The 25,386-nt window shown below is 69.3% G+C and carries 24 protein-coding genes; 16 read left to right on the forward strand and 8 right to left on the reverse strand.

Going from position 1 to position 25,386, the window contains the following annotated elements; genetic code table 11:
- Window positions 1-22: 22 nt before the first annotated feature.
- From ACWDSJ_RS15670 to ACWDSJ_RS15680, 3 genes are all read left to right on the forward strand, one after another.
- Window positions 23-1,045: an Rv2578c family radical SAM protein gene (locus ACWDSJ_RS15670; protein WP_450032557.1), complete on the forward strand. Its 1,023-nt coding sequence runs from the start codon at window positions 23-25 to the stop codon at window positions 1,043-1,045.
- 135 nt (window positions 1,046-1,180) lie between these two features.
- Complete coding sequence (locus ACWDSJ_RS15675; protein WP_450032559.1) at window positions 1,181-3,115, forward strand: 2-oxoacid:acceptor oxidoreductase subunit alpha; 1,935 nt, start codon at window positions 1,181-1,183, stop codon at window positions 3,113-3,115.
- The gene (locus tag ACWDSJ_RS15680; RefSeq protein ID WP_450032561.1) at window positions 3,115-4,194 is read left to right on the forward strand and encodes a 2-oxoacid:ferredoxin oxidoreductase subunit beta; all 1,080 of its coding nucleotides are present in this window, start codon (window positions 3,115-3,117) and stop codon (window positions 4,192-4,194) included. The genes ACWDSJ_RS15675 and ACWDSJ_RS15680 overlap by 1 nt, the downstream gene beginning before the upstream one ends.
- 47 nt (window positions 4,195-4,241) lie before the next feature.
- Here the strand turns inward: ACWDSJ_RS15680 and ACWDSJ_RS15685 are convergent, their stop codons facing one another.
- Together ACWDSJ_RS15685 and ypfJ are read right to left on the reverse strand one after the other, a co-directional pair.
- Window positions 4,242-4,826 carry a hypothetical protein gene (locus ACWDSJ_RS15685; RefSeq protein WP_450032563.1) on the reverse strand — a complete coding sequence of 195 codons (585 nt, stop codon included), beginning with the start codon at window positions 4,824-4,826 and terminating at the stop codon, window positions 4,242-4,244.
- A gap of 113 nt (window positions 4,827-4,939) precedes the next feature.
- Window positions 4,940-5,845: a KPN_02809 family neutral zinc metallopeptidase gene (gene ypfJ / locus ACWDSJ_RS15690; RefSeq protein ID WP_387356902.1), complete on the reverse strand. Its 906-nt coding sequence runs from the start codon at window positions 5,843-5,845 to the stop codon at window positions 4,940-4,942.
- A 184-nt stretch (window positions 5,846-6,029) separates the two neighbouring features.
- Here ypfJ and aspS point away from each other — a divergent pair, with 184 nt between their 5' ends.
- Complete coding sequence (gene aspS / locus ACWDSJ_RS15695) at window positions 6,030-7,823, forward strand: aspartate--tRNA ligase (RefSeq protein ID WP_450032973.1); 1,794 nt, start codon at window positions 6,030-6,032, stop codon at window positions 7,821-7,823.
- Between the two features lie 15 nt (window positions 7,824-7,838).
- Complete coding sequence (locus ACWDSJ_RS15700; protein ID WP_450032565.1) at window positions 7,839-8,795, forward strand: DUF389 domain-containing protein; 957 nt, start codon at window positions 7,839-7,841, stop codon at window positions 8,793-8,795.
- A gap of 3 nt (window positions 8,796-8,798) precedes the next feature.
- Here the strand turns inward: ACWDSJ_RS15700 and ACWDSJ_RS15705 are convergent, their stop codons facing one another.
- Window positions 8,799-9,824, reverse strand: coding sequence for a hypothetical protein (locus ACWDSJ_RS15705; RefSeq protein WP_450032567.1), 1,026 nt, complete (start codon window positions 9,822-9,824; stop codon window positions 8,799-8,801).
- Between the two features lie 241 nt (window positions 9,825-10,065).
- Here ACWDSJ_RS15705 and ACWDSJ_RS15710 point away from each other — a divergent pair, with 241 nt between their 5' ends.
- A complete protein-coding gene (locus tag ACWDSJ_RS15710; protein ID WP_387356907.1) occupies window positions 10,066-11,235 on the forward strand; it encodes a phosphotransferase family protein in 1,170 nt (389 codons plus the stop codon).
- Between the two features lie 23 nt (window positions 11,236-11,258).
- Here the strand turns inward: ACWDSJ_RS15710 and ACWDSJ_RS15715 are convergent, their stop codons facing one another.
- Complete coding sequence (locus tag ACWDSJ_RS15715; RefSeq protein ID WP_450032569.1) at window positions 11,259-12,014, reverse strand: class I SAM-dependent methyltransferase; 756 nt, start codon at window positions 12,012-12,014, stop codon at window positions 11,259-11,261.
- Window positions 12,015-12,079: 65 nt separating this feature from the next.
- Between ACWDSJ_RS15715 and ACWDSJ_RS15720 the strand changes: the two genes are divergently transcribed.
- The 6 genes from ACWDSJ_RS15720 to ACWDSJ_RS15745 are packed head-to-tail and all read left to right on the forward strand — an operon-like array spanning window position 12,080 to window position 19,673.
- Window positions 12,080-13,426, forward strand: coding sequence for a replication-associated recombination protein A (locus tag ACWDSJ_RS15720; protein WP_450032571.1), 1,347 nt, complete (start codon window positions 12,080-12,082; stop codon window positions 13,424-13,426).
- 36 nt (window positions 13,427-13,462) lie between these two features.
- A complete protein-coding gene (gene alaS, locus ACWDSJ_RS15725; RefSeq protein WP_450032573.1) occupies window positions 13,463-16,129 on the forward strand; it encodes an alanine--tRNA ligase in 2,667 nt (888 codons plus the stop codon).
- Window positions 16,129-16,650 carry a Holliday junction resolvase RuvX gene (gene ruvX / locus ACWDSJ_RS15730; protein WP_450032575.1) on the forward strand — a complete coding sequence of 174 codons (522 nt, stop codon included), beginning with the start codon at window positions 16,129-16,131 and terminating at the stop codon, window positions 16,648-16,650. The genes alaS and ruvX overlap by 1 nt, the downstream gene beginning before the upstream one ends.
- Window positions 16,647-18,347, forward strand: a complete 1,701-nt coding sequence (locus ACWDSJ_RS15735; protein WP_450032577.1) for an endolytic transglycosylase MltG — start codon at window positions 16,647-16,649, stop codon at window positions 18,345-18,347. Before ruvX ends, ACWDSJ_RS15735 begins: the two co-directional genes overlap by 4 nt.
- Window positions 18,331-19,152 (forward strand): shikimate dehydrogenase, encoded by an 822-nt coding sequence (locus ACWDSJ_RS15740; protein ID WP_450032578.1) that lies wholly within the window; start codon window positions 18,331-18,333, stop codon window positions 19,150-19,152. The genes ACWDSJ_RS15735 and ACWDSJ_RS15740 overlap by 17 nt, the downstream gene beginning before the upstream one ends.
- Before the next feature lie 47 nt (window positions 19,153-19,199).
- Window positions 19,200-19,673 (forward strand): B-4DMT family transporter, encoded by a 474-nt coding sequence (locus ACWDSJ_RS15745; protein ID WP_450032580.1) that lies wholly within the window; start codon window positions 19,200-19,202, stop codon window positions 19,671-19,673.
- A 10-nt stretch (window positions 19,674-19,683) separates the two neighbouring features.
- On the opposite strand, the gene ACWDSJ_RS15750 is transcribed toward ACWDSJ_RS15745, so the two are convergent.
- Window positions 19,684-19,875, reverse strand: a complete 192-nt coding sequence (locus tag ACWDSJ_RS15750; RefSeq protein ID WP_450032583.1) for a hypothetical protein — start codon at window positions 19,873-19,875, stop codon at window positions 19,684-19,686.
- 197 nt (window positions 19,876-20,072) lie between these two features.
- Here ACWDSJ_RS15750 and ACWDSJ_RS15755 point away from each other — a divergent pair, with 197 nt between their 5' ends.
- The 3 genes from ACWDSJ_RS15755 (at window position 20,073) to ACWDSJ_RS15765 (ending at window position 21,659) form a co-directional block, all read left to right on the forward strand.
- The gene (locus tag ACWDSJ_RS15755) at window positions 20,073-20,525 is read left to right on the forward strand and encodes a hypothetical protein (RefSeq protein WP_450032585.1); all 453 of its coding nucleotides are present in this window, start codon (window positions 20,073-20,075) and stop codon (window positions 20,523-20,525) included.
- A 225-nt stretch (window positions 20,526-20,750) separates the two neighbouring features.
- Window positions 20,751-21,227, forward strand: coding sequence for a DUF1772 domain-containing protein (locus ACWDSJ_RS15760; protein WP_450032587.1), 477 nt, complete (start codon window positions 20,751-20,753; stop codon window positions 21,225-21,227).
- Between the two features lie 33 nt (window positions 21,228-21,260).
- Complete coding sequence (locus tag ACWDSJ_RS15765) at window positions 21,261-21,659, forward strand: PPOX class F420-dependent oxidoreductase (RefSeq protein WP_450032588.1); 399 nt, start codon at window positions 21,261-21,263, stop codon at window positions 21,657-21,659.
- 97 nt (window positions 21,660-21,756) lie between these two features.
- On the opposite strand, the gene ACWDSJ_RS15770 is transcribed toward ACWDSJ_RS15765, so the two are convergent.
- The 3 genes from ACWDSJ_RS15770 to ACWDSJ_RS15780 all read right to left on the reverse strand — a co-directional run bounded on the left by ACWDSJ_RS15770 (window position 21,757) and on the right by ACWDSJ_RS15780 (window position 24,056).
- A complete protein-coding gene (locus tag ACWDSJ_RS15770; RefSeq protein ID WP_450032590.1) occupies window positions 21,757-22,440 on the reverse strand; it encodes a type 1 glutamine amidotransferase domain-containing protein in 684 nt (227 codons plus the stop codon).
- 27 nt (window positions 22,441-22,467) lie between these two features.
- Window positions 22,468-23,385 (reverse strand): acetoacetate decarboxylase family protein, encoded by a 918-nt coding sequence (locus ACWDSJ_RS15775; protein WP_450032592.1) that lies wholly within the window; start codon window positions 23,383-23,385, stop codon window positions 22,468-22,470.
- A 92-nt stretch (window positions 23,386-23,477) separates the two neighbouring features.
- Complete coding sequence (locus tag ACWDSJ_RS15780; protein ID WP_450032594.1) at window positions 23,478-24,056, reverse strand: TetR/AcrR family transcriptional regulator; 579 nt, start codon at window positions 24,054-24,056, stop codon at window positions 23,478-23,480.
- Between the two features lie 281 nt (window positions 24,057-24,337).
- On the opposite strand from ACWDSJ_RS15780, the gene ACWDSJ_RS15785 reads away from it, so the two are divergent.
- Window positions 24,338-25,222, forward strand: a complete 885-nt coding sequence (locus ACWDSJ_RS15785) for a class I SAM-dependent methyltransferase (RefSeq protein WP_450032596.1) — start codon at window positions 24,338-24,340, stop codon at window positions 25,220-25,222.
- The last annotated feature ends 164 nt before the right edge of the window (window positions 25,223-25,386 follow it).

Consider the following 25,386-nt stretch of genomic DNA (forward strand, 5'->3'; position numbering starts at 1 on the left):
GAACACATGTTCGACTGGTTGGGTGCGATGGCAAGGCCAGACCCTGGACGCCGATGACGGCGCCCTCCCGGGGCTCGAGCGGGCCGGCTTCGTGCGCAGCGTCCGGACGCCCGAGTTCGAGGGCGTCACGTTCCACGAGGTGCTGTGCAAGAGCGCGCTGAACAAGATTCCCGAGGGCAGCGGGTTGCCGTTCAAATGGACGATCAACCCGATGCGCGGCTGCTCCCACGCCTGCCGCTACTGCTTCGCCCGCACCACCCACGAGTACCTGGACCTGGACGCGGGTCGCGACTTCGACAGCCAGATCGTGGTCAAGACGAATGTCGCGGCGGTGCTGCGCAAGGAACTGCACCGCCGCTCGTGGCGGCGCGAGACGGTCGCGCTGGGCACCAACACCGACCCGTACCAGCGGGCCGAGGGCCGATATCGGTTGATGCCGGGCATCATTCGCGCGCTCACCGATGCGGGCACCGGTTTCTCCATCCTCACCAAGGGCACGCTGCTGCGCCGGGATCTGCCGCTGCTCACCGCGGCCGCGCGGGTGGTTCCGGTCAGCCTGGCGTTCTCGATCGCGATCGGCGACCACGAGTTGCACCGGAGTCTGGAACCGGGCACGCCCTCGCCGCGGGCCCGGCTGGAGGTGGTGCGGGCCGCGACCGACGCGGGCTTCGACGTCTCGGTGCTCGTGGCGCCGGTGATCCCGTACCTGACCGACGGTACGGCCGCGCTGGACGAGTTGTTCGGCGCGATCGCGGCGGCGGGCGCGACGAGCGCGGTCGCGTTTCCCATGCATCTGCGGGGGAGTACCCGCGGCTGGTTCCTGGAGTGGCTGGCCGCGCGGCACCCGGCGCTGCTGCGGCGTTATCGACAGCTGTACGGTCGTGGGGCGTACGTCACACCGGAGTACTCTGCGTGGTTGCGGGACCGGCTCGAACCGCTGCTCGCGCGGCACGGTCTGCGTCGCGAGGCTCCGGCCGATCCCGGACCGCCGCACCTCGCGGACTCGGCGCCCCGGCCGGACCCGCAGCTCGCTCTGTTCGCCTGACGCCCCACGCGGTTCGATTCGTGCCATTCGAACGATCGAATCGTGTCGTACCCAACGGTTCTCGGGTGTGCCCAGGGGATGCGGGGAGTAATTTGGCTTGTGGTACCTCATACCCAGAGGAAGTGATGCAGGCGCATGGTTGACCTTGCCCACCGTGACGGTGCCGGTACAGAGAAATTGGAGCGCGTCGTCATCCGCTTCGCCGGGGACTCCGGCGACGGGATGCAGCTGACGGGCGACCGCTTCACCCACGAGGCGGCGGCCTTCGGCAACGACCTCGCCACGATGCCCAACTTCCCGGCCGAGATCCGGGCGCCGCAGGGCACGCTACCGGGCGTCTCGTCCTTCCAGATCCAGATCGCCGACTACGACATCCTCACCGCGGGCGATCAGCCCGACGTGCTCGTCGCCATGAATCCCGCTGCGCTGAAGGCGAATCTGGAGGATCTGGCGCGCGGCGCGACGGTCATCGTCAACACAGACGAGTTCACCAAGCGCAACCTCGCCAAGGTCGGCTACACCGGCGACCCGCTCACCGACGACACGCTGACCGGTTTCGTGGTGCACCGCGTGCCGATGACCTCGCTGACCCTCGCCGCCACCGAGGTCACCGGCGTCGGCAAGAAGGACGCGCAGCGGGCGAAGAACATGTTCGCCCTCGGCCTGCTGTCGTGGATGTACGGGCGGCCGATCGGCGGCACCGAGCAGTTCATGCGGGAGAAGTTCGCCGCGAAACCCGATATCGCCGAGGCCAACATCCTCGCGTTCCGGGCGGGCTGGAACTACGGCGAGACCACCGAGGCGTTCGCCACCACCTACGAGGTCGCGCCCGCGACCCTCGCCCCCGGCACCTACCGGCAGATCACCGGCAACACCGCGCTCGCCTACGGCATCGTCGCGGCCGGGCAGCTGTCCGGGCTGCCGGTGTTCCTCGGGACCTATCCGATCACCCCCGCCTCGGACATCCTGCACGAGCTGAGCAAGCACAAGAACTTCGGCGTCACCACCTTCCAGGCCGAGGACGAGATCGCGGGAATCGGTGCGGCCCTGGGCGCTTCGATCGGCGGCGCGCTCGGCGTCACCAGCACCTCGGGCCCGGGGCTGGCGCTCAAGAGCGAGACCATCGGCCTCGCGGTGATGACCGAACTGCCGCTGCTGATCATCGACGTGCAGCGCGGCGGCCCGTCCACGGGCCTGCCCACCAAGACCGAACAGGCCGATCTGCTGCAAGCCCTCTACGGCCGCAACGGCGAGTCGCCGGTGGCGGTGCTCGCGCCGCGCTCCCCGGCGGACTGCTTCGCCACGGCGGTCGAGGCCGCGCGCATCGCGCTGACCTACCGCACCCCGGTGCTGCTGCTGTCCGACGGCGCGATCGCGAACGGTTCGGAGCCCTGGGCGATTCCGAATGTCGCGGAGCTCGAGCCGATCGATCCGGCCTTCGAACCCGAAGCGGCCGAAGGGGATTCGTTCGAGCCGTACGCGCGCGATCCCGAGACGCTGGCCCGCCCGCTGGCCGTCCCCGGCACCAAGGGGCTCGCGCACCGCATCGGCGGCCTGGAGAAGGCCGACGGCAGCGGCAACATCTCCTACGATCCCGCCAACCACGAACTCATGGTTCGCCTGCGGCAGGCCAAGATCGACGGCATCGCCGTGCCCGAACTCGAGGTCGACGATCCCGACGGCCGGGCCGAACTGCTGCTGATCGGCTGGGGCAGCTCCTACGGCCCGATCGGCGAGGCGTGCCGCCGGGCGCGTCGGCGCGGGGTGTCGGTGGCCCAGGCGCATCTACGGCATCTGAATCCATTGCCGCCCAACCTCGGTGACGTGCTGCGCCGCTACCGCACGATCGTCGCCCCGGAGATGAACGGCGGCCAGCTCGCCATGCTGCTGCGCGCCCGCTACCTGGCCGACGTGCGGCCGTGGACCAAGATCGCGGGCACCGCCTTCTCCGCGCAGGAACTCGTCGGCGTCATCGATGCCGCCCTCGACGGCTCGATCGCCGAGCTGGAACACGACAAGGCCTTCGCCGCGCGGGCACGGGCCACGTATCGCACGACAGGGGGCAAGTGATGACGATCGTCGAGACATCGCTCGTCGGAACCGATCTCGGCCTGACCGGACTGGCCGGGGTGCCGGGCGCGGCCGGACCGCAGAAGGCCAAGGACTACACCTCCGATCAGGAGGTGCGCTGGTGCCCCGGCTGCGGCGACTACGTCATCCTCGCGACCGTGCGCGGATTCCTGGCCGAGCTCGGATTGCGCCGGGAGAACCTGATGTTCGTCTCGGGCATCGGCTGCTCGAGCCGGTTCCCGTACTACCTCGACGCCTACGGCATTCACTCCATCCACGGCCGCGCGCCCGCCATCGCGACCGGGCTGGCCGTGACCCGCCCGGATCTGTCGGTGTGGGTGGTCACCGGCGACGGCGACGCGCTCTCCATCGGCGGCAATCACCTGATCCACGCGCTGCGCCGCAATGTGAACATGACGATCCTGTTGTTCAACAACCGGATCTACGGCCTCACCAAGGGCCAGTACTCGCCGACGTCGGAGACCGGCAAGGTCACCAAGTCGACGCCGATGGGTTCGGTGGACCACCCGTTCAACACGTTGTCGGTGGCGCTGGGCGCGGAGGCGAGCTTCGCCGCGCGCGCCCTGGACTCCGACCGCGCCGGGCTGACCGAGGTGCTGCGCGCCGCCGCCGAACATCGCGGCGCCTCCTTCGTCGAGATCCTCCAGGACTGCCCGATCTTCAACGACGGCTCCTTCGACGACCTGCGCAAGGAGAACGCCGAATCGCATCTGATCCGGCTCCGGCACGGCGAGCCGATTCGGTTCGGCGCGGACGGCGAATTCGCGGTCGTGCGAAGCGGATTCGGCCTGCGGGTAGTCGGGGCCGACACCGTCGCCGAATCGGAGATCGTCGTCCACGACGCGCACAGCGAGGATCCGGAATACGCGTTCGCGCTGTCCCGGCTCTCCGCCCAGGACCTCTCGCACGTCCCGATCGGCGTCTTCCGCAGCGTCGCCCGCCCGACCTACGACGACGGCGTCCGCACCCAGACCACCGCCGCCCGCGACCGTAAACCCGTGGGCCCGAACACCTTGCAGGACTTGCTCACCGGCAAGGAGACGTGGACCGTCGGCTGACGCCCACCAGGAGGTCGCCCTCACCGATCGGCCGGTAACCCGCTACCTCACTGATCGGCGACGAAGGAGTCGAGCAACCTGGAGCACAGGTCGGCGAACCGCTTGCGGTTCGCCTTCTGCTCGTCGCTCAGACCCGTATCGGTCGCCGGTGAGTACACCACCAGATGCACATCCTGATCCGGTGTGTCGCCGAGGAAGTCGAGTAGCGTACTGCCCGAATCCCCGTTCTGCGGCATCCCCATGTCCGCGGTGGCCAGGGTGTGCGCCTCGGCCGCCGCGTCGGTGAGGACCTCCACCGGCACCCGCCCGTTCGTCCGCTGCGGCGCGGCGCCGGGCGCCCGGTCGGCGCTCGCGGCGTCCGGACTCCGGACCGCCCGGCCGTCACCCCGCACCTCCAGGATCGGTTGCAGATCGGTCCGGGCGTCCCAGCCGGTGGGAATCGTGGTGAGCACCACCGAGATCGGCGCGGCGGCCACCGGAACCGTCCCGGGCGCGGGCACCGGCTGCCGCGGCGCGTGCGCCCATGCGACGCCTCCGATGGCCGGACCGCCGAGGGCGGTGGCCGCCACCAGCAGCGCACCGGCCGCCGTGCGGGCGAACGCGAGTCCGAGAGTCCTGCCGAGCGACCGCATGGTTCCTCCTGATCGGACGGTTCGTCGTGAATCGCGAAGCGCACGAACCCTACTCGGCCCGCGTCCTCCGGTATTCGTCACCCCGCCACCCGGCGGATGGCCCGAATCCGATCTCAGCGCAATGCCGGGGGATTGGTCAGGTCCGCGGCGTTGAACGTGTCGCAGGCGCGGACCTGACCGGTGCGATAGCCGGACAGGAACCACTTCTGCCGCTCGTCCGACGACCCGTGCGTCCAGCCCTCGGGATTGACCCGGCCGGTCGACGCCTTCTGGATGCGATCGTCGCCGACCGCGGCCGCGGCCGACAGGGCGTCCTGAACGTCCTTGTCGCTCAACGTCTTCAGATAGGGCTGGTTGTTGCTCGCCGACATGGGCTGTTTGTCGGCGTAGTAGGCCCACACCCCGGCGTAGCAGTCGGCCTGCAACTCCAGCCGCACCGACCCGGAATCGGGTCCCTTCGGATCCCGTTGCGCGCGACCGGAATCGCCGAGCAGATTCTGGATGTGATGGCCGAACTCGTGCGCCACCACGTACTCCTGGGCCAGCGGGCCGCCGCTCGCGCCGAATTTGTCGACCAGTTCCTGGAAGAAGCCGGTGTCGAAGTAGGCGCTGCGGTCGGCGGGGCAGTAGAACGGGCCCACCGCGCTGGTCGCGTTGCCGCAGCCGGTGCCGACCGAACCGGTGAACAACACCAGCTTGGGCTTGCTGTACTGCTTGCTGGTCTGCTTGGGAAGCTGTGCGCCCCAGACCCCGTCGAGGCTCTGGGCGGTCGCGACGACGCGGCACTGCACGTACTTGTTGGCGTCGGCGCCCGTCTTGCACATCGAGGTGTCCACGCCACCGGTCTGCTGACCGCCGCCGCCGGTGACGTTGTCGAGCACATTGCCCGGGTTCACGCCGAACAGCAGCGCCAACACGAGCACGATCAGACCGCCGCCGCCACCGAGCGCGAGCTTGGGTCCCATACCGCCCGAGGAGGCCCGGTCGGGATCGATTTCCATACCCTCGTTGAAGGTCATCGTTCGCTCTCTCATGTGCGTGCGGGGGCGTGCTCGACGTCCCGCGATCCGGCTGGGGCGCGCGGCCCGAGACAAGCTTGACACGGCCGCGCGGATATCGGTTTCCCGTCGCGAACCGTGTCTAACTAGGATGGGACCGCGCCAGGCCACCCTGGCCGTGCCCCGAGTCGTCGAAAGGAATCCCGTGCTGCGCACCCACTTGGCAGGTTCGCTGCGAAGCGAGCACGCCGGTCTGACCGTCACCCTCACCGGATGGGTGGCCCGGCGGCGAGACCACGGTGGGGTGATCTTCATCGATCTGCGCGACGCGTCGGGGGTGGCGCAGGCCGTGTTTCGCGAGGGCGATCCCGCCGAACAGGCGCATCGGCTGCGCAACGAGTTCTGCGTGCGGGTCACCGGCGTGGTCGAGGCCCGGCCCGAGGGCAGCGAGAACCCGAACCTGCCGACCGGTTCGATCGAGGTGAACGTCAGCGAGCTCGAGGTGCTCAACGAGGCCGCGCCGCTGCCGTTCCAGCTCGACGACGAACCCGGTGAGGAGGCGCGGCTGAAGTACCGGTACCTCGACCTGCGCCGCGAGACTCCCGGCCACGCCATCCGGCTGCGCTCGAAGGTCAACGCCGCCGCGCGCGAGGTGCTCGACCGGCACGCCTTCGTCGAGGTCGAGACCCCGACCATGACCCGGTCCACCCCGGAGGGCGCGCGCGACTTCCTGGTGCCGGCGCGGTTGCAGCCGGGCAAGTTCTACGCGCTGCCGCAGTCGCCCCAGCTGTTCAAGCAGCTGCTCATGGTCGGCGGCATCGAGCGCTACTACCAGATCGCGCGCTGCTACCGCGACGAGGACTTCCGCGCCGACCGGCAGCCCGAGTTCACCCAGCTCGACATCGAGATGAGCTTCGTCGAGCAGGAGGACGTCATCCTGCTGGCCGAGGACATCCTGGTGGCGCTGTGGAAGCTGGTGGGCCACGACATTCCGACGCCGATCCCGCACATGACCTACGCGGAGGCCATGCGCCGCTACGGTTCCGACAAACCGGACCTGCGCTTCGGCATCGAGATCACCGAGTGCACCGAGTATTTCGCCGACACGCCGTTCCGGGTGTTCCAGGCGCCCTACGTCGGCGCGGTCGTCATGCCCGGCGGCGCGAGCCAGCCGCGGCGGCAGCTCGACGCCTGGCAGGAGTGGGCCAAGCAGCGCGGCGCGAAGGGTCTGGCCTACGTGCTGGTGCAGGAGGACGGCACGCTCGGCGGTCCGGTCGCCAAGAACCTCAGCGACGCCGAACGCGAGGGCCTGGCCAAGCACGTCGGGGCGGAACCCGGTGACTGCGTCTTCTTCGCGGCGGGTCCGGCCAAGGCGCAGCGCGCGCTGCTGGGCGCGGCGCGCGGCGAGATCGCCCGGCGCTGCGGCCTGATCGACGAGGACGCGTGGTCGTTCGTGTGGATCGTGGACGCGCCCATGTTCGAGCCCGCCGACGAGGCGACCGCGAGCGGCGATGTGGCGCTGGGACATTCGGCCTGGACCGCGGTGCACCACGCGTTCACCTCGCCGCGGCCGGAGTCGCTCGACACCTTCGACACCGATCCCGGGTCGGCGCTGGCCTACGCCTACGACATCGTCTGCAATGGCAACGAGATCGGCGGCGGCTCGATCCGTATCCATCGCCGCGACGTGCAGGAACGGGTCTTCCAGGTGATGGGCATCGGGGCCGAGGAGGCGCGGGAGAAGTTCGGCTTCCTGCTCGAGGCGTTCTCCTACGGCGCTCCGCCCATGGGCGGCATCGCCTTCGGCTGGGACCGCATCGTCGCGCTGCTCGCCGGGGTCGACTCGATCCGTGAGGTCATCGCCTTCCCGAAGTCCGGCGGCGGCGTCGACCCGTTGACCGACGCGCCCACCCCGATCACCCCGCAGCAGCGCAAGGAGGCCGGGCTGGACGTGGTGCTCGACGAGAACGGCATCCCGGTCACCGCGAAAACCAAGTAGCCGCAAGGGTTTCCGGTGCTGCACGTTCGGGTGATCTGCCCGCCGGAGGCGACCGACGCCGCGCTGGCCGTCCTGCGCACCGAGCCGGGCGCCACGCTGATCACGCTGCACCGCGGCGCGGCGGTCGAACCGGCCGGGGATCTCATCGAGGCCGATATCGCCCGCGAGTGCGCCAACGATGTGCTCGCGGCGCTGTCGGACCTCGGCATCCCGAGCACGGGCGGCATCCTGCTCGACCCGGTCGAGACCTCGTTGTCCGAGGCCGCCGATCGGGCCGAGGAGGCCGCGCCCGGTGACCCCGCCGACGCGGTGGTGTGGGAGGAACTGCTCGCCCAGACCCACGAGGAGTCCTCGCTGAATCTGGTGTTCCTCGCGTTCATCACCATCGCCTGCCTTCTCGCGGTGGTGGGTGTGGCGACCGACTCGCCGGTGACGGTGGTCGGCGCGATGGTGGTCGGGCCGGAGTTCGGTCCGCTGGCGGCCATCGCGGTGTCGTTGGTGCGCAGGGACTTTCGGCTCGCCCGGCGGTCGGCGCTGGCGCTGCTGGTGGGTTTCCCGGTGGCGATGGGGATCGCGACGCTGGCCTCGCTGATCTTCGAGCACGCGGGCTGGATCACCGTCGACGGCATCAACGAGAGCCACAATGTCGACTTCATCTACGAGGTGGGGCCGTTCTCGCTCGTGGTCGCGCTGCTCGCGGGCGCGGCGGGCATGCTGTCGCTGGTCACGTCGAAATCCTCGGCGCTGGTCGGGGTGTTCATCTCGGTGACCACGATTCCCGCGGCGGGCTACGCGGCGGTCGCCGCCACGCTCGGCGAATGGCATCGGGCCCTCGAGTCGATCGGCCAGCTCGGCGTGAACATGGTGGGCATCGTGGTGGCGGGGGTGATCGTGCTGCAACTGCGGCCGGGGCACGGCCGCGAGGGCGGCCCGGTGCACCGGTTCAAACGCTGGTGCGCCGGAATGCTCTGAGGCTCAGACGAGTACGCCGCCGGTGAGGAATCGGTAGGTGTAGGTGACCGCCATGATCGTCACGGGGGCCACGATCAGCAGCCCGATTCCGCACAGCAGCGTGGCCACGACGGTCAGCACCACCACGGCCAGCGCCAGCAGCAGGGTCGGCGCGAGATTGGCGATGACCAGATTCACACTCGATTTGATCGCCGTGAACGGACCCTGATCCTGATCGATCACGAAGTGCAGCGCGAACATGCACAGGTACCCGACGATCAGCGCCGGAAAGACCAGGCACAGCGCGGCCACCCACGCGGCCACGAAGACGACCAGCGCCGTCAGCAGCACATTGCCCGCGTTGACGAAGCCGAAGAAGGACTGGAAATCCGGTGGCGTGCCGTCGGTTTCGTAGAGCGCCCCGCGAACCATGGCCGCCTGCAACAGCCACACCACCACCGACACCACGAGGAAGATCAACAACAGCGGCGCGAGCGATTCGATGTCGCCGATATTGATCACCAGCGTCACCGCCAGATAGGCGATGAAACCGACCAGTGTGATGGCCACCCACGGAATCGGATTGGCGCGGAAGTGGTTCCAGCCGTACCCCAGCGCGCTGCCGATGCTCAGGGTGGGGGGCGGTGGACCCGCGACGTAGCCGGGGCCGGGTGTGCCGTATCCGGGCGGCGCGTCCCCGGGCGGCGGATACGAGCCCGGCGGACCGTAGCTCGGTTCCCCATAACCCTGATCGGGGCCCGGCGGATACCCCGGTTGGCCATAACCCCTGTCCGACGGACCGTATCCGGGCTGCTGCTGGGTGGGAATCGGCTGCGTGCCCGAAACCGGCGGCGGCACCGCCCCACTCGGCGGCGGTAGCGGCACACCGCCCGACACCGGGGGCGGCGGCTCGATCGGCTCCCTGCCGTACTGCGCCTGACCTGGACCCTCGAACTGCGGATACCCCGCCGCGCCCGGCATTTGGTGCCGTCCCGACGCACCGCCTCGCGCGGGCGTGTCGCCGGAGCCGGGGTGCGGCGTGTCGGTCATGGTGGGGACCTTTCGAATCGCCTGGGTTGCGGTGTGGCGCAGAGCAGTTGAGGATGAGACAACCGGACCGGCCCACGAGTGTCAAGCAGCCGGTCCCCGGTGTCCGCGGCCGGACTCGTTCGTGATACCCGTTCAACATCACGTGCGGTAGCGAGCCCTTCACAAAGACACGCCGAGCGACGCGCGAAAGGTTGCGCAACCGCTCGCTGAAAGTGACCCGAAGCGAGTAACTTGGGATCCGATGACCGCACTATTGGCCGAACGCGCCGCCGAAGTCGTGTCCGCGGCACAACAGTTGCTCACCAAGCGAATGGGCGCTGCGGTAAAGCTGAGCGACCCCGTCGAACTCAGTGGCAGTGGCAGGACGACGGTCCTACGCGTGCGCGTGGCGGAGAACGCCTTCTCGCTCCCGCGAACCCTGATCGTCAAGCAGGTTCGTGGCGCCGCGCGCGATCGACGCATCGGTGGCATGGCGCCCGGAGTGGCCAGTATCGACTCGGCCTTCCTCCGGGAGGCGGTGTCCTATCAGTTCACCACCGCGCTGTCGAGCCGCCACCGCCCCGGCGCGTACCTGCTCGCGCACAGCCTCCCCGATCGTCTCCTGATCCTCAGCGACCTCGGTGAGAACATGTCGCTCACCAGCGTGCTGCAGACCGGCGGCGAGACCGCCACGCGCAACGCGCTGATGGCGTTTGCGCAGGCGCTGGGCCGCATGCACGCGGCGACGGTCGGACGCGAGGCCGACTTCGTGGCGCTGCTGCGCCGGGTCGACGTGTCGCATCGCATCGACGGCATCGGCCAGCAGGCCGAGGCCGCGATCAACGAGGTGCCCGGACTGTTGTTGCGCGAGTTGGGCATCGAGGTGCCCGGCGAGATCGCCGAACGCATCGTCCGCGGCAACCGGCTGTTCTCGGCGGGCCGCTTCCGCGCGTTCAGTCCCTCGGACCTGTGCCCGGACAATGTGATCCTCAACGAGGAGGGCGCGCGGTTCCTCGACTACGAGTGGGGCGGCTTCCGCGACGCGACCCTCGACATCGCCTACGCGCTGGTGTCGTTCCCGGGCTGCCTGTGCGATGTCGAACTCTCGCGCGAGCGCGCCCGGCAAATGGTCGAGGCGTGGCGCTCGGAGGTCGTGGGCGTGTGGCCCGCGCTCGCCGACGACGACCTGTTGGCCGAACGCATCCTCGAGGCCCGGCTCATCTGGGTGTGGCTGTCGACCTACTGGTTCCTCCCGGTCGACTACACCCGCATCGCCGCCGCCCGCGAACACGGCCTGTCGGTTCCGCGCTCGGCCGCGCTGATCAACCGCTGGGCCGCCCTCGCCGAGGACGCCCGCTGCTTCGGCGACGATCCGCTCGGCGATTTCGCCGAACACGTGTCGGCCACGCTCGAGGAGTACTGGGAGGAGTAGCCGCCCGGAATGTCCGGTGCCGCTCAGGGTTTCCGCGCCTCGACGAGAGTGCGGGCGGCATGGGCGACGAACGGTCCTTCGCGCACGATCCGCTCGTGCAGTGCGCGCAACCGATCCCGGTACGCCTCGACGGTGAAGCCCGGCACCAGCCAGATCACCTTCCGCAGGAAGTAGACGATCGCGCCGATATCGTCGAATTCGACGCGCAGGCGCTCGCTGCGGAGATCGACGATATCGAGTCCGGCCGCCCGCGCGTCGGCGGCCTCGACCTCGGCATCTCTCGCGCGCCGGGCCTCCGGTTGCGGTCCCAGGAAGTATTCGACCAGCTCGAAAACGCTTGCGGGACCGACATGTTGGGCCAGATAGGTCCCGCCCGGCCGCAGCACGCGCGCGATCTCGTCCCAGCGGATGGTCGCGGGATGGCGACTCGTCACCAGGTCGAAGGCCGCGTCGGCGAACGGCAGCGGCGCGCCCTCGGCCTGCGCGACCACCACCACGCCGCGCGGATGCAGCAGCGCGGTGGCCGACGCGAGATTCGGCGGCCAGGACTCGGTGGCGGCCATGGTCGGCGGGAACGCCTCGGCCTCGGCGAGCACCTCGCCGCCGCCGGTCTCGAGGTCCAGGGCCGCGGTCACCGTCGCGAGCCGCGCGCTCATCAACCGCTGATACCCCCACGACGGCCGCTGTTCGGTGGCCCGGCCGTCGAGCCAGGAGAAGTCCCAGCCACTCATCGGCGCGGCCGCGGCCTCCGCGACCAGATCCTCGAACGTTCGATCCATACGGAAACATTCTTCCAGGCCGCACCAGCGCGGACCTGTCGGACCGGGACGGTACCGTCGAACTCGTGAGCGAAGGGTTGTTCGAGGCCCCGACGGCGGAGCCCGCGACCGGCGGGGGCACGGTGGAGTTCCGCGGCGCGGGTGATCACGTGCCGCTGGCCGTGCGGATGCGGCCCGCGAGCCTGGACGAGGTGGTCGGCCAGCGGCATCTGCTGGGCGCGGGATCGCCGCTGCGGCGGCTGGTCGAGGGATCGGGCGCGGCGTCGGTCCTGCTGTACGGGCCGCCCGGGACGGGCAAGACCACGCTCGCTTCGCTCATCTCGCAGGCCACCGGCCGCCGGTTCGAGGCGCTGTCGGCGCTGTCGGCCGGGGTGAAGGAGGTGCGCGCGGTCATCGATATCGCGCGGCGGCGGCTGCTGGCGGGGGAGCAGACCGTGCTGTTCATCGACGAGGTGCACCGGTTCTCCAAGACGCAACAGGACGCGCTGCTGGCCGCGGTGGAGAACCGGGTGGTGCTGCTGGTCGGCGCGACCACGGAGAACCCGTCGTTCTCGGTGGTGTCGCCGTTGCTGTCGCGGTCGCTGGTGCTGCAACTGAAGTCGTTGTCCGACAACGATATTCGAGCCGTGCTGCGGCGCGCGATCGAGGATCCGCGCGGGCTGGCGGGGGAGTACACCGTCAGCGACGCGGCCCTGGACCACATCGTGCGCATCGCGGGCGGCGACGCGCGCCGGGCGCTGACCGCGCTGGAGGCGTCGGCCGAATCCTCGCTCGACGGGACGGTCGACGTCGATCTGGTCGAGGCCAGCGTCGACAAGGCCGCGGTGCGCTACGACCGCGCGGGCGATCAGCACTACGACGTGATCAGCGCGTTCATCAAATCGCTGCGCGGCTCGGACGTCGACGCGGCGCTGCACTACCTGGCGCGGATGATCAGCGCGGGCGAGGATCCGCGATTCATCGCCCGCCGCTTGATGATTCAGGCCAGCGAGGACGTCGGCATGGCCGACCCCACGGCCCTGCAGACCGCGGTCGCCGCCGCCCAGGTGGTACAGCTGGTCGGCATGCCCGAGGCGCAGCTAGCGCTCACCCACGCCACCATCCACGTCGCCACCGCGCCGAAGTCCGGTGCGGTCGCGGCCGCCATCGGCGCGGCCCTGGCCGATATCGGCAAGGGCAAGGCCGGCGCGGTGCCGCCGCATCTGCGCGACGGGCACTACGGGGGCGCGGCCCGGCTCGGCAACGCGCAGGGGTACCAGTACCCGCACGATCACCCCGACGGCGTGCTGACCCAGCAGTACCCGCCGGACGATCTGGTCGGCACCGACTACTACCGCCCCACCGACCACGGGTACGAGCGCGAGGTGGGTCCGCGGGTGACCAAGCTGCGGCGCATCGTGCGCGGTCAGTGAAAACCCGGTGGACCTGGCCCGGTAGGCTGAATACTCGTGCAGACCCACGAGATACGACGGCGCTTCCTGGACCACTTCGTCCGTGCCGGGCACACCGAGGTCCCCAGTGCCTCGCTGATCCTGCCGGACCCCAACCTGCTCTTCGTCAACGCGGGTATGGTCCAGTTCAAGCCGTACTTCCTGGGTCAGGAGGCGCCGCCGTTCGCGCGCGCGACCAGCGTGCAGAAGTGCGTGCGCACCGGCGATATCGAAGAGGTCGGCGTCACCACCCGGCACAACACGTTCTTCCAGATGGCGGGCAACTTCTCCTTCGGTGACTACTTCAAGGAGGGGGCCATCACCTTCGCCTGGGAGCTGATCAGCAAGTCCCAGGAGGACGGGGGCTTCGGCTTCGACCCCGAACGCATCTGGGTCACCGCCTACGAGAGCGATCCCGAGGCCGCCGAGATCTGGCACCGCGTCGCGGGAATCCCCAAGGAGCGCATCCAGTTCCGCGACGGCAAGGACAACTACTGGGACATGGGCGTGCCCGGCCCCGGTGGCCCGTGCTCGGAGATCTACTTCGACCGCGGCCCCGAGTACGGCCGCGACGGCGGCCCGGTCGCCGACGAGGACCGCTACCTCGAGATCTGGAACCTGGTGTTCATGCAGGACATCCGCGGCGAGCTGAGCCCCAAGGAGGGCCACGCCCCGATCGGATCGCTGCCCCGGAAGAACATCGACACCGGCATGGGCGTCGAGCGCGTCGCCATGCTGCTGCAAGGCGTGGACAACGTCTACGAAACCGATCTGCTGCGCCCGATCATCACCAAGGCCGAGGAGCTGACCGGCAAGTCCTACGGCGTCGAGGCCGCCCAGGATGTCCGCTTCCGCGTCATCGCCGACCACGCCCGCAGCGCGGCCATGCTGATCTCCGACGGCGTGAACCCCGGCAACGACGGCCGCGGCTACGTGCTGCGCCGGTTGCTGCGCCGGATCGTGCGCTCGGCCCGGCTGCTCGGCGCGGACAAGCCGGTGATGGGGGAGTTCATGCGGATCGTCCGCGATCTCATGTCGCCCTCGTATCCGGAACTGGCCACCGACTTCACCCGCATCGAGAACGTCGCCGTCGGCGAGGAGACCGCGTTCCTCAAGACGCTCAGCACCGGCACCAAACTGTTCGACGAGACCGTCGACGAGGTGAAGGCCAAGGGCGGCAAGCGCATCGGCGGCTCCGAGGCGTTCACCCTGCACGACACCTACGGCTTCCCCATCGATCTCACCCTGGAGATGGCCGCCGAGGCCGGGCTCGAGGTCGACGAGGCGGGCTTCCGTTCGCTCATGGCCGAGCAGCGCCAGCGCGCCAAGGAGGACGCGCAGGCCCGCAAGCACGCCCACGCCGATCTGAGCATCTACAAGGAACTCGTCGACCGCGGCGCGACCGAGTTCACCGGCTTCGACGAATTGACCACCGAGGCAACGGTTCTCGCGCTGATCGCCGACGGCGTGCGAGTACCCGCGGCGACGATCGGGCAGGACGTCGAGGTCATCCTGGACCGCAGCCCGCTCTACGCCGAATCCGGCGGTCAGATCGCCGACCGCGGCACGCTCACCGCAAGCGGCCTGAAACTGCGCGTCGACGACGTGCAGAAGATCGCCAAGAAGCTGTGGGTGCACAAGGCCACGGTCGAACAGGGCCAGATTGTCGAGGGCGACACCGTGCTCGCGCAGGTCGATCCGGCGTGGCGGCGCGGCGCCACCCAGGGCCACTCCGGCACCCACATGGTGCACGCCGCGCTGCGACAGGTGCTGGGGCCCAACGCCGTTCAGGCCGGTTCGCTGAACAAGCCCGGTTACCTGCGCTTCGACTTCAACTGGCAGGGTCAGCTGTCGGAGTCGCAGCGGGATCAGATCGAGGCCGTCTCCAATCAGGCCGTCGGCGAGGACTTCCGGGTCAACACGTTCGTCACCGATCTGCCCAAGGCCAAGGCCATGGGCGCGCTCGCGCTGTTCGGCGAGAACTACGGCGACGAGGTGCGCGTGGTGGAGATCGGCGGCCCGTTCTCGATGGAACTGTGCGGCGGCACCCACGTCGAGCACTCCTCGCAGATCGGCCCGATCACGCTGCTGGGGGAGTCGTCGGTCGGGTCGGGCGTGCGGCGCGTGGAGGCGTTCGTGGGCCTGGACTCCTACCGGCACCTGGCCAAGGAACGCGCCCTGCTCGCCGGTGTCGCCTCCGCGCTGAAGGTGCCCTCCGAGGAGGTGCCCGCGCGGGTCGAGCAGCTGGTCGAGCGGTTGCGCGTCGCCGAGAAGGAGCTCGAGCGCACCAAACTCGCCGCGGTGCTGTCCTCGGCGGGCCGGTTCGTCGAGCAGGCCCGGCGGGTCGGGAGTGTACTGCTGGTCGCCGAGGCCGCGCCCGAGGGCGTCGGCGCGGGCGATCTGCGCACGCTGGCCGGTGACATCCGCGGCCGGTTCGGTACCGAACCCGCGGTGGTCGTGCTGCTCGGCAACGCCGACGGCAAGGTGCCGTTCGTGGTCGCGGTGAACAAGGCCGCGCAGGAACTCGGATTCAAGGCCGGCGATCTGGTGGCCGCGTTCGGGCCGAGCATCTCCGGACGCGGCGGCGGCAAGCCGGAGATGGCGCAGGGCGCGGGTTCGGATCCGTCGGGGATCGAGGCCGGACTGGCCGCGGTGCGGGCGCGGGTGGCCGAGCTCGCCGCCTGATGGACCCGTCCGGACCAGACCGGCCCAGCGTCGCGACCGACCCCGGCCGGGGTCGCCGGATCGGCATCGATGTGGGCTCGGTCCGCATCGGCGTGGCCGCCAGCGACCCCGACGGCCTGCTGGCCACACCGGTGGAAACCGTGCCGCGGGTGCGCAAGCGGGGGGCCGAACCCACCGACCTGATCAAGATTGCCGAAATTGTGCGGGAATACGAGGCCGTGGAGGTGATCGTCGGCCTGCCACGCACGCTACGCGGGGAGAACGGGGCCGCGGCCACGATCGCGACGGGCTTCGCGAGACGTTTGCGACGGATGATTCCTGGTGTGCCGATACGACTTTCCGACGAACGGTTGACTACGGTATCAGCAGCACGTGCATTGCGGGACAGTGGAGTTCGTGCGCGTGGCCAGCGGCAGGTGATCGATCAGGCGGCGGCCGTCGCGATCCTGCAGGGATGGTTGGACGAACGGAGTGCGGTGTTGAAGTCGGCCGGTGACTCTGGCGGCGAGGTGGTCGGATGAACGACCGCTGGACCCGTGCGGAGGAGCGCTATCGGCAGCGCACCGAGGAACAGCGCTATCGGCGCTCGGACCACGACTGGGGCGACGCCGGACGGGCGCCCCGCGCGCGCGGCGGCCGCCATGCCGCGTCGACCGACGACTGGGACGACTACGAGGACGACACCGCGGTCATCCCCCGCTACACCGACGAGCAGGAGGCCGCGACCTACTCGACCGACCCCACGCTGCCGCGGGTCCCGGAGGGCCATCCGGAGGACTGGGTCGAGCCCGGCTATCACACGGGCGAATGGGAGCAATCCGACCGGCCGGTCGCCGAGCCCGGAAATCGTTCGCGCAGAAGGGAAGTCGCGGAGGACGCGGACTGGCACGACGACGATCCGGCGGCGTTCGAGGACGAGGACCTTCCGCCCGCCCGTCCCGTGCGACGGCGTCCGCCCGAGCGCGCGACCCGATCCGCGAGCGGTCGTGACACCCCGCGTCGTCCCTCGGGCCGGGGGCAATCGCGCGGCCGCCGGTCCCGCGCGGCCTCCCGCAAGGCCGCCGAACGCAAGCGCCGCCGGCGCAATCTGTGGGCGATCGGGGCCGTGTTCGCGGTGCTCATCGTCGCGGCGGGCGGGTACGCGGGCTACAAACTGATCGGCAAACTCAACGGCCCCGAGGATTTCGCGGGCCCGGCGGGTCCGGCCGTGGTGGTGCGCGTGCAGCCCGGTGACACCGCCGAGCAGATCGCCCAGACCATGGCCGACAAGGGCGTGGTCGCCAGCAGCGGCGCGTTCTACGAAGCGGCCGTGCGCAATTCGGGCATGACGGGCGTGCAGCCCGGCTACTACGCGGTGCCCTCGCACAGCAAGGGCGCCGACGCGGTGGCCGCGCTGCTGGAGAAGAAGAACCGGGTCGGCAATGTCGTGATCCCCGAGGGCAAGCGGCTGCACGACTCCACCGACGTGACCACCGGCGCGCGCAACGAGGGCATCTATCGCAAGATCGCCGACGCGAGCTGCGTCGGGACCGCGGCCGACAAGAAGTGCGTCACCCCCGAACAACTCGACGCCGCCGGTTCCAGCACGGACCTGGTCGCGCTCGGCGTGCCGTCGTGGGCGCTGGACGCGGTGCGTCAGGTGCCCGACCACTCCCGGCAGTTGGAGGGCCTGATCGCCGCGGGCGCGTGGGACTTCGACCCCACCGGCACGCCGACCGACATCCTCAAACAGCTGATCGGCGCGAGCGCGCACAGCTACGAATCGACCGGGCTGCTGCAATCCAACGGCGCCAACAACATGACGCCCTACCAGACGCTCACGGCCGCGTCGCTGGTCGAGCGCGAGGCGCAGCCCAACGATATGGCCAAGGTCGCGCGGGTGATCGTGAACCGGATGGCGAACAAGCAGAAGTTGGAGTTCGACTCCACGGTCAACTACACCCTCGACCGCACCGAGGTCGCCACCACCGACGCCGACCGTGCCCGCGAGAACCCGTGGAACACCTACGCGATGGTCGGCCTGCCCGTGACGCCGATCTCCTCGCCGTCGCTCGAGGCCCTGCAGGCGATGGAACATCCCACGCCCGGCCCGTGGCTGTACTTCGTGACGGTCGACAAGCAGGGAACCACCATGTTCACCGACAGCTTCGCCGAACATCAGCGCAATGTCGTGCGCGCCCAGCAGAGCGGAATCCTCGACAGTGGCAAGGGAAACTGAACCACCGCGCCGGGCCGCCGTGCTCGGCAAACCCATCGCGCACTCCCGCTCACCCCAGCTGCATCTGGCCGCCTATCGCGCGCTGGGCCTGAACTGGACCTACGAGCGGATCGAATGCACCGCCGAGCGATTGCCCGGCCTGGTCGACGGGCTCGGTCCCGAATGGGTCGGGCTGTCGGTGACCATGCCCGGCAAGGTCGCGGCCCTCGCCTACGCCGCCGAACGCACCGAACGCGCGGTGCTCGCCGAATCGGCGAATACGTTGGTGCGCACGGCTTTCGGCTGGCGTGCCGACTGCACCGACGTCGACGGCGTGCGGGGCGCGTTGCAGGGCGGCGGCGTGGCGAAGGCGGAACGGGCCGTGGTGCTCGGGGCCGGGGGCACCGCGCGACCGGCGCTGCTGGCGCTGTCGGAGTTGGGCACTCGGTCGGTGACGATCGTGGCCCGGGACGCGGGCCGCGCGGCGAGCACGCGGGAGCTGGCCGAGCGGCTCGGTATGGCCGTGGCCGTGCTCGGCTTCGACGATCCGGCGCTGCGGACGGTGTGCGCCGAGGCGGAGGCTGTGGTCAGCACGGTGCCGTCCGCGGGTGCCGCGCCCGTCGCCGAGGTGGTCGCCGCCGCGCCGGTGGTGCTCGACGCCATCTACGATCCGTGGCCGACACCGTTGGCCCAGGCGGTGATTCGCGCCGGGAACACGGTGATCAGCGGGCTGGAGATGCTGCTGAACCAGGCGTACGGACAGGTCGAGCAGTTCACCGGCCGCCCCGCGCCGCGCGCCGCGATGGCCGCCGCGGTGCACGACTGACACCGGTTACTGTTTTTCCCGATACCGCGGCAGGTTAATGTGGACCCATGAATTCGTGGGTGTTACGCGCCGCAGTCCTCGGGGCGCTGACGGTGGTCCTGCGGATCTTGCTGGGTTTCGGCATGATCCAATCGCCCACGCACGGCGCGTGGATGCGCACGCTGTGCCTGATCGTGCTGATCGCGGCGGCCCTGTTGTGGGGTCTGGCCGACGGCCGCGGCGACCGCCGCGCGCACCCCGACCCCGATCACGGCGGCGCCGATCTCACCATGCGCTGGCTGAAGGCCGGTGTCGTGGGCGGTCTGGGCAGCGGCCTGGTCTCGTGGGTGCTCGACTACGTGCCGAAGTTCGACCTCGGCGGCAACGGGTTGCTGTTCGAACTCACCGCGGGCGCCTCGTTCATCGTGCTGATGATCTTCATCCCGGCCATGGCCGGTGTGGCCCTCGGTCGCTTCCTCGTCGGCCGCGCGGGCCGCAAGGCCGAATCGAAGCCGAACCACGCGACACCCGCGGCCGCCTGATCCGGCTCCCTTACGGCTGTTGCGTGGGCAGCGGCTTGGTGATCGGTTGATCCATGATCTCTCGCGTCGGTGTCGGCTGGGGCCGACCCCCGTCCGGGAGCACGGCCACGCCCACGGAGATCAATGTCCCCGCGGCAGCCACGCCCGCGATCAGCCGCGCCATATCCAGCCACTGCCGCCGCGGTAGCCGCAGCTCGCTCATCCCGATTCCCGTCGTCGCCTGTACCCGCTCAATCGGGGTGGCGGCCGGTTCGTTACGAATGGGCGTGTCGGCGGGCCGTTTTCGGTGCTTTCGCGCGGTTCGGCGACGAGTAGCCGGGGCGACCCACACGGCCCGGGTCCTTGGCCTAGGCTGGACGGAGAGAAACGGACGGTACGATCCTCGGACAGGACCCGGACGTGAGCGACCCGCCGCGGCCCGGCGGAACCAACTTCGATGCGGTGGAACGGATGGACAGGCAGCCGGAAGACAGCAGGACAGCCGAGACCGGTCGCGCCGAGGCGGAAACCCGCGCGTCGAAGGTCATCCGGCTGCCGCATCGCCCGCGACGCACGATCGAGGACACCCCCGACCGCCGCCGCAAGCCCCGTCAGCCGGAGGGCGGCGCGGTCTACGATCCGGCCCCGACGCGGCCCGTCATGAGGTCGGAGTTGCAGGAGACCGGGGCCTGGCCGGTCGACCTCCGTCCGGCGTGGCAGCACACTCCCGTGGACGTTCCGGACGACGCCGAGCGCGACGGGAGCGTCATCGATCTCGGTGCGTCGCGGCGCAAGCGCGCCGGCGCCGAGGCTCCGGGCGCGGGCATTCGCCGCGTGGCCAAGCCGCGCCGGATCGGGCCCGACATCTCCTAGCGCCGCAACGGCTTTCGGCCGATTCGGCCTCTTCCCCCGCCCTGCCACCCGTCGGGGTCGTGACTGTCCGCTGGACATGATCCTCTCCTCGCCTGCTCGCGCGTAGTCGGGTCGTGGGAAGTGCTGTCTCGCTCAGAAATCTACCATCGCTAGACAATGTAGCGCATCCAGTGTTACCTTTGCTCCAGTTTCTAGCGATGTTAGAACTTCTGAAGGGAAGCCGAAATGCTCATCGCCACCGGTCAACTCATCGCCACCGTCGCCGTCCTGTCCAACGCGATCGTCTACGGCACCGACGTCTGCGCGACCGTGATCACCCGATCCGTGAACCACAAGCTCGACGACGCGACCATGACCACGAGCGTGGGATGGGGCCACTACTATGGCGACAGACGCATGCCGATCGTCGGCGTCGTCGGCGTGTCCACCGCCGTGCTCACCCTGCTGATCGCGCTGTTCGCCGGTCAGCCCGGCACCACTGCCGCGGCCGCGGTCACGGTGGCCGCCCTGCTCATCTGGCTGGCCCTCTACGTCCGCATCGCCAAACCGATCAACACCCAGCAGACCGCCGCCGCCCGCAGCGGCGTCATTCCCCCCAATGCCCGTGCCCTGCAGGACAAATGGGACAGCCTCCTGAAGTACCGAATCACCCTGCAGTTCACCGCCATCGCGGGCCTGTGCGCCGCGCTGATCCTGTTCTGACCCCACCCCACCGAATTCCCGAGGAGTATCGACATGTCCTTCACCACCAACGAACAGCGGTTCCTCGCCGAGGCCGGAATCGGCCGCCTGGCAACGGTTTCCCCCGATGGCGTCGTGCAGAACAACCCCACCAACTACCGCGTGAACCGCGACGGCACGGTCGATATCGGCGGCATGCGCATGCGCGCCAGCCGGAAGTTCCGCAATGTCGAGGCGGGCAGCCGCGTCTCCTTCGTCATCGACGAGCAGGTCTCCTTGGACCCGTACGTCATTCGCGGCATCGAAATCCGCGGTACGGCCGAGGCGCTCGGCGACGAGGAGCCCCCGTTCCCGCCTCAGGAACGCGCGATCATCCGAATCCACCCCGATCGAATCATCTCCTGGGGTATCGACAGCGGCTCCTTCGAGTTCACCAGTCGACCCGTCGACTAGCGGGACATCGACCAATTCCCTTGCGGCGCAGAAGGAGACACCGATGAGTTCATCGAGAGAGGATGCCCCGCCCGAAGTGGATCCGTCGGCGCGCGGCTCACAGCCGCGCGGCGACCTCCTCCGCCGTCTTCTTGGCCGACATCGGATTCTGACCGGTCACGAGGTTGCCGTCCGCCACGGCGTAGGGAACGAACGGCAGCACGGCCTTTCGATAGCGGGCGCCGCGCTTCTTCATCTCCGCCTCGGCGTTGTAGGGCACGAGCTTGGTGACGCGGGCCAGGACTTCCTCCTGCCAGGCGAAACCGGTGACCTCGCGCCCCGCGACGAGGTGGCTGCCGTCGGAGAGCGTGACGTCGAGCAGGCCGCAGTAGCCGTGGCAGACCGAGGAGACGATGCCGCCGCGTTCGTAGATCTCCCGCGTGATGCGTTGCAGCCCAGCGCTTCCCGGGAAGTCGTACATCACCGCGTGCCCGCCGGTGAAGTAGATGGCGTCGTACTCGGCCGAGTCGACATCCTCGGGTGCGGCGGTGTTCTCCAGCAGCGCCATCCGCGCCGGATCGTTGTGCCACGCCTTGGCCGAGCTGTCGTAGGTGGGGAACTTCAGCGAGCGCGGTTCCAGGGGGCACACCCCACCGGCCGGGCTGACCAGGGTCTGCTCGAATCCGTGCTCCGAGAAGACATCCCAGGCATGCGTGAGTTCGGACAACCAGAGTCCGGTGGGGTGCGACGGGTCGTCGAAGTGGCCCACATTGCTGACGACGTTCAGAATGCGCTTGGTCACGAGTGCTCTCCTCTCCGAGCGGGACGGTTATCCGCGCCCTTCACGGGCGCTCGGTACGGATGTGGGGACGGGCAGGTGGAGAGCGTTCTGTCCCTCCGTCATGACATCGAGGCGGATCGTCCTGATCGGTCGCAGCGAGCGGATGTCGTCGGCGACCCGGCCGTCGCCCAGTCGCAGATCGATGCCGCGGGGCAGGAACGCGGATCCGGCCGCGAGGACATTGGTCTGGCTCAGCGTCGAGTGCCACGCCGCGTCGATCGTCGTGTACGACGTCAGGCTCGACACATGTTCCCCCGAGGCGCGCCGCACCTGGCGCGGGGTGCGCGCGGAGAAGCTCACATCCGTGCCGCCGCCCTCGTTCGCGACCCGGGCCGTGGCGTGCTCGTCGTCGATATCAACCTCGATATCGGTGCGCCACTTGGGAAATCCGTACCCGTCGTGGCCGCGTACCTGCGCGATATCACTGCTCACGGGAAGCGACAGGACATACGAGTGCAGGTGATCGTTCGTCAGAGCCGTGACCAGATCGGCTGGCCCGAGTCCACCGTGGCGGGCGGGCTTGACGGCGATGCCGACGCCCACCTCGGTGTAGAAGTCGATGTCGCACACGTCGTATCGGAAGAACATCACCGACACCAGCCCCACACCCGGTACCACTTCCAGCGGTGCCAGTTCCGAGGGAAGCCGCGAGCGGATCGCGCGCGTCGGGGCGATCATCGTCACCCGTGCCGTGGCGATCCGGTAGTAGAAGTTCGGTGTCCAGGTGGGCCCGATGGGGGAGTCGATCCGGGACTTGGGCAGTCGGCGGAAGAAGTCGACGCCGGACACGCGCGGATCCGCCGCGACGACGTCCAGGTCGGTCCGCATGCGGAAGCGGTCGTACAGGCCGCCCTCGAGGACTTCGACGGAATGATCGCCCAGCTCTACCGTGACCGTTGGCTGCATGCTCTCTCCCAGATGTTTACGTTGCTTACATTGGTGATGCTAGGCGGGTATGTAAGCGCCATCAACATCCGGCCCGGGTGAGTTGCTCCCCGCTATCGCGGCCGCGCGGCGAAGGTCGCGGCGAAGGCCGCGCGGACGTGCTCGGCCACCTCGCGATCGGAGCCCGCCGACAGCTTGCCGTCCAGGTACAGACACGCCAACCCGTGCGCCAGCCCCCACCCCGCCGAGGCCAGCGCCTCGTGATCACCGTCCGGGAAAACCTGTGTCATCGCGAACCGCAACAGGTCGTGAATCTCCTCCGCGGCGCGCACCCGATCCTCGTCCTCCTTGTCGCAGGGGTTTCCGAACATCAGGCGGAACAGGGCGGGCCGACGCAGGGCGAACCGGACGTAGGCGACCGCGAACTCCCCGAGTTCGCCTGGGGCCGTGGGCAGTTCGCGCCCCTCGGTCAGATCCGCCCGCAGGTCGCGCAAACCCTGCGCGGCCAACGCCGACTCCAGCGCGTCCCGGTCGGCGAAGTGCCGATAGGGCGCGGTCGGCGAGACTCCCGCCTCGCGCGCGACCGCGCGCAGCGAGAACGCCTCACCGGCTTCGAGCATGCGCATCGCCACGGTCAGGAGCGACGAGCGCAGATCGCCGTGATGGTAACCACTCTTCGCTGAAATCGACACCGCTTACATTCCTTCTCGGCCTCATGTTAGCAATGTAAACATACCGCATTCCGGAGCGGCGATGCCATCGACACAGCCCTCTTCCGTCGGCGAACCTTTGACCGCCAACCTGGCACCAGGGACCGCACGGATGGCGTCGAGAATCCGGGATAGGTCATTTGGTATTGCGCCGACGTCTTCAGCGGCGAGGCTCGGCGCGAGTGCCGGGAGCGGGCACAGGTAGCTCAGGTGGCCCGACCCGGCGGACACGACATGTCCGGCTCATGAGTAGTTTCTCGGTTATGGAGAACGAGGGGCCCAGCCGAACAGCGCTCGTGACCGCATACGCCCGCGCCTATCATCAGATCGCCGATCAGCCAAAGATTCTCACCGATCCGCTGGCCGCGCGACTGCTGGGTGTCACCGCCGATGAGATCGCCGAATGGGGTCGCCCCGCGGAAACCCCCTCCGGGCTCGACAGCAACGAGGGAATGCTACGGCTGGGCATCGGCGATCGCCCGCGCCGCCTGTTCTTCGCCGCCCGCGCCCGATTCGCCGAGGACCGCGTGGCCCAAGCCGCCGCGACCGGCACGCGCCAGGTCGTGATCCTCGGCGCGGGCCTGGACACCTTCGCCTACCGCAACCCGAACCCGAACCTACGCGTGTTCGAGGTCGACCATCCCGCGACCCAAGCATGGAAACACCAACGGCTCGCCGCATCCGGAATCGACCTCCCGGAGGGCCTGACCTTCGTACCGGTCGACTTCGAAACCGACACCCTGGCAACAAGACTGGACGAAGCCGGATTCCACCGAACCGCCCCAGCCGTTTTCGTATGGCTCGGCGTCGTCTTCTACCTGACCCCCGACGCCGCCCGCACCACCCTCGAGTACATCGCCGGCCAATCCACCCAGGTCGAGGTGATCTTCGACTACCTAGCGGACACCGACGAGGACCGCGCCCAGCTACAAGCCCGAGCAAAACGAGCCGCCGCCGTCGGCGAACCCTGGTTCAGCTACTTCACCCCCACCGACCTCGCCACCCAACTGCACAACCTCGGCTTCACCAACATCGAAGACCACACCGCCACGGATCTCATCACCCGCTACCTGGGCCCCTCAACGGAATTCGAAGCCGAACCCCCACAGGCATTGCGGCCGGTCCGCATACTCCGAGCGAGCCACTGAGAAACTCCGCGAAACCTGTTGGGGCTCAACGCGCCTCGCGTAGCACGCGAACCCCGCGAGGCGAAAGGGTAAACACACGGCCACACTCGACAGATGCATCACGGAGCCGCGTGACCCATGGTCCACTCATGCTGAGGGCGCCCGGACGAGGCTAGGCGTTCGCT

This window comes from Nocardia sp. NPDC003482 (assembly GCF_053588115.1).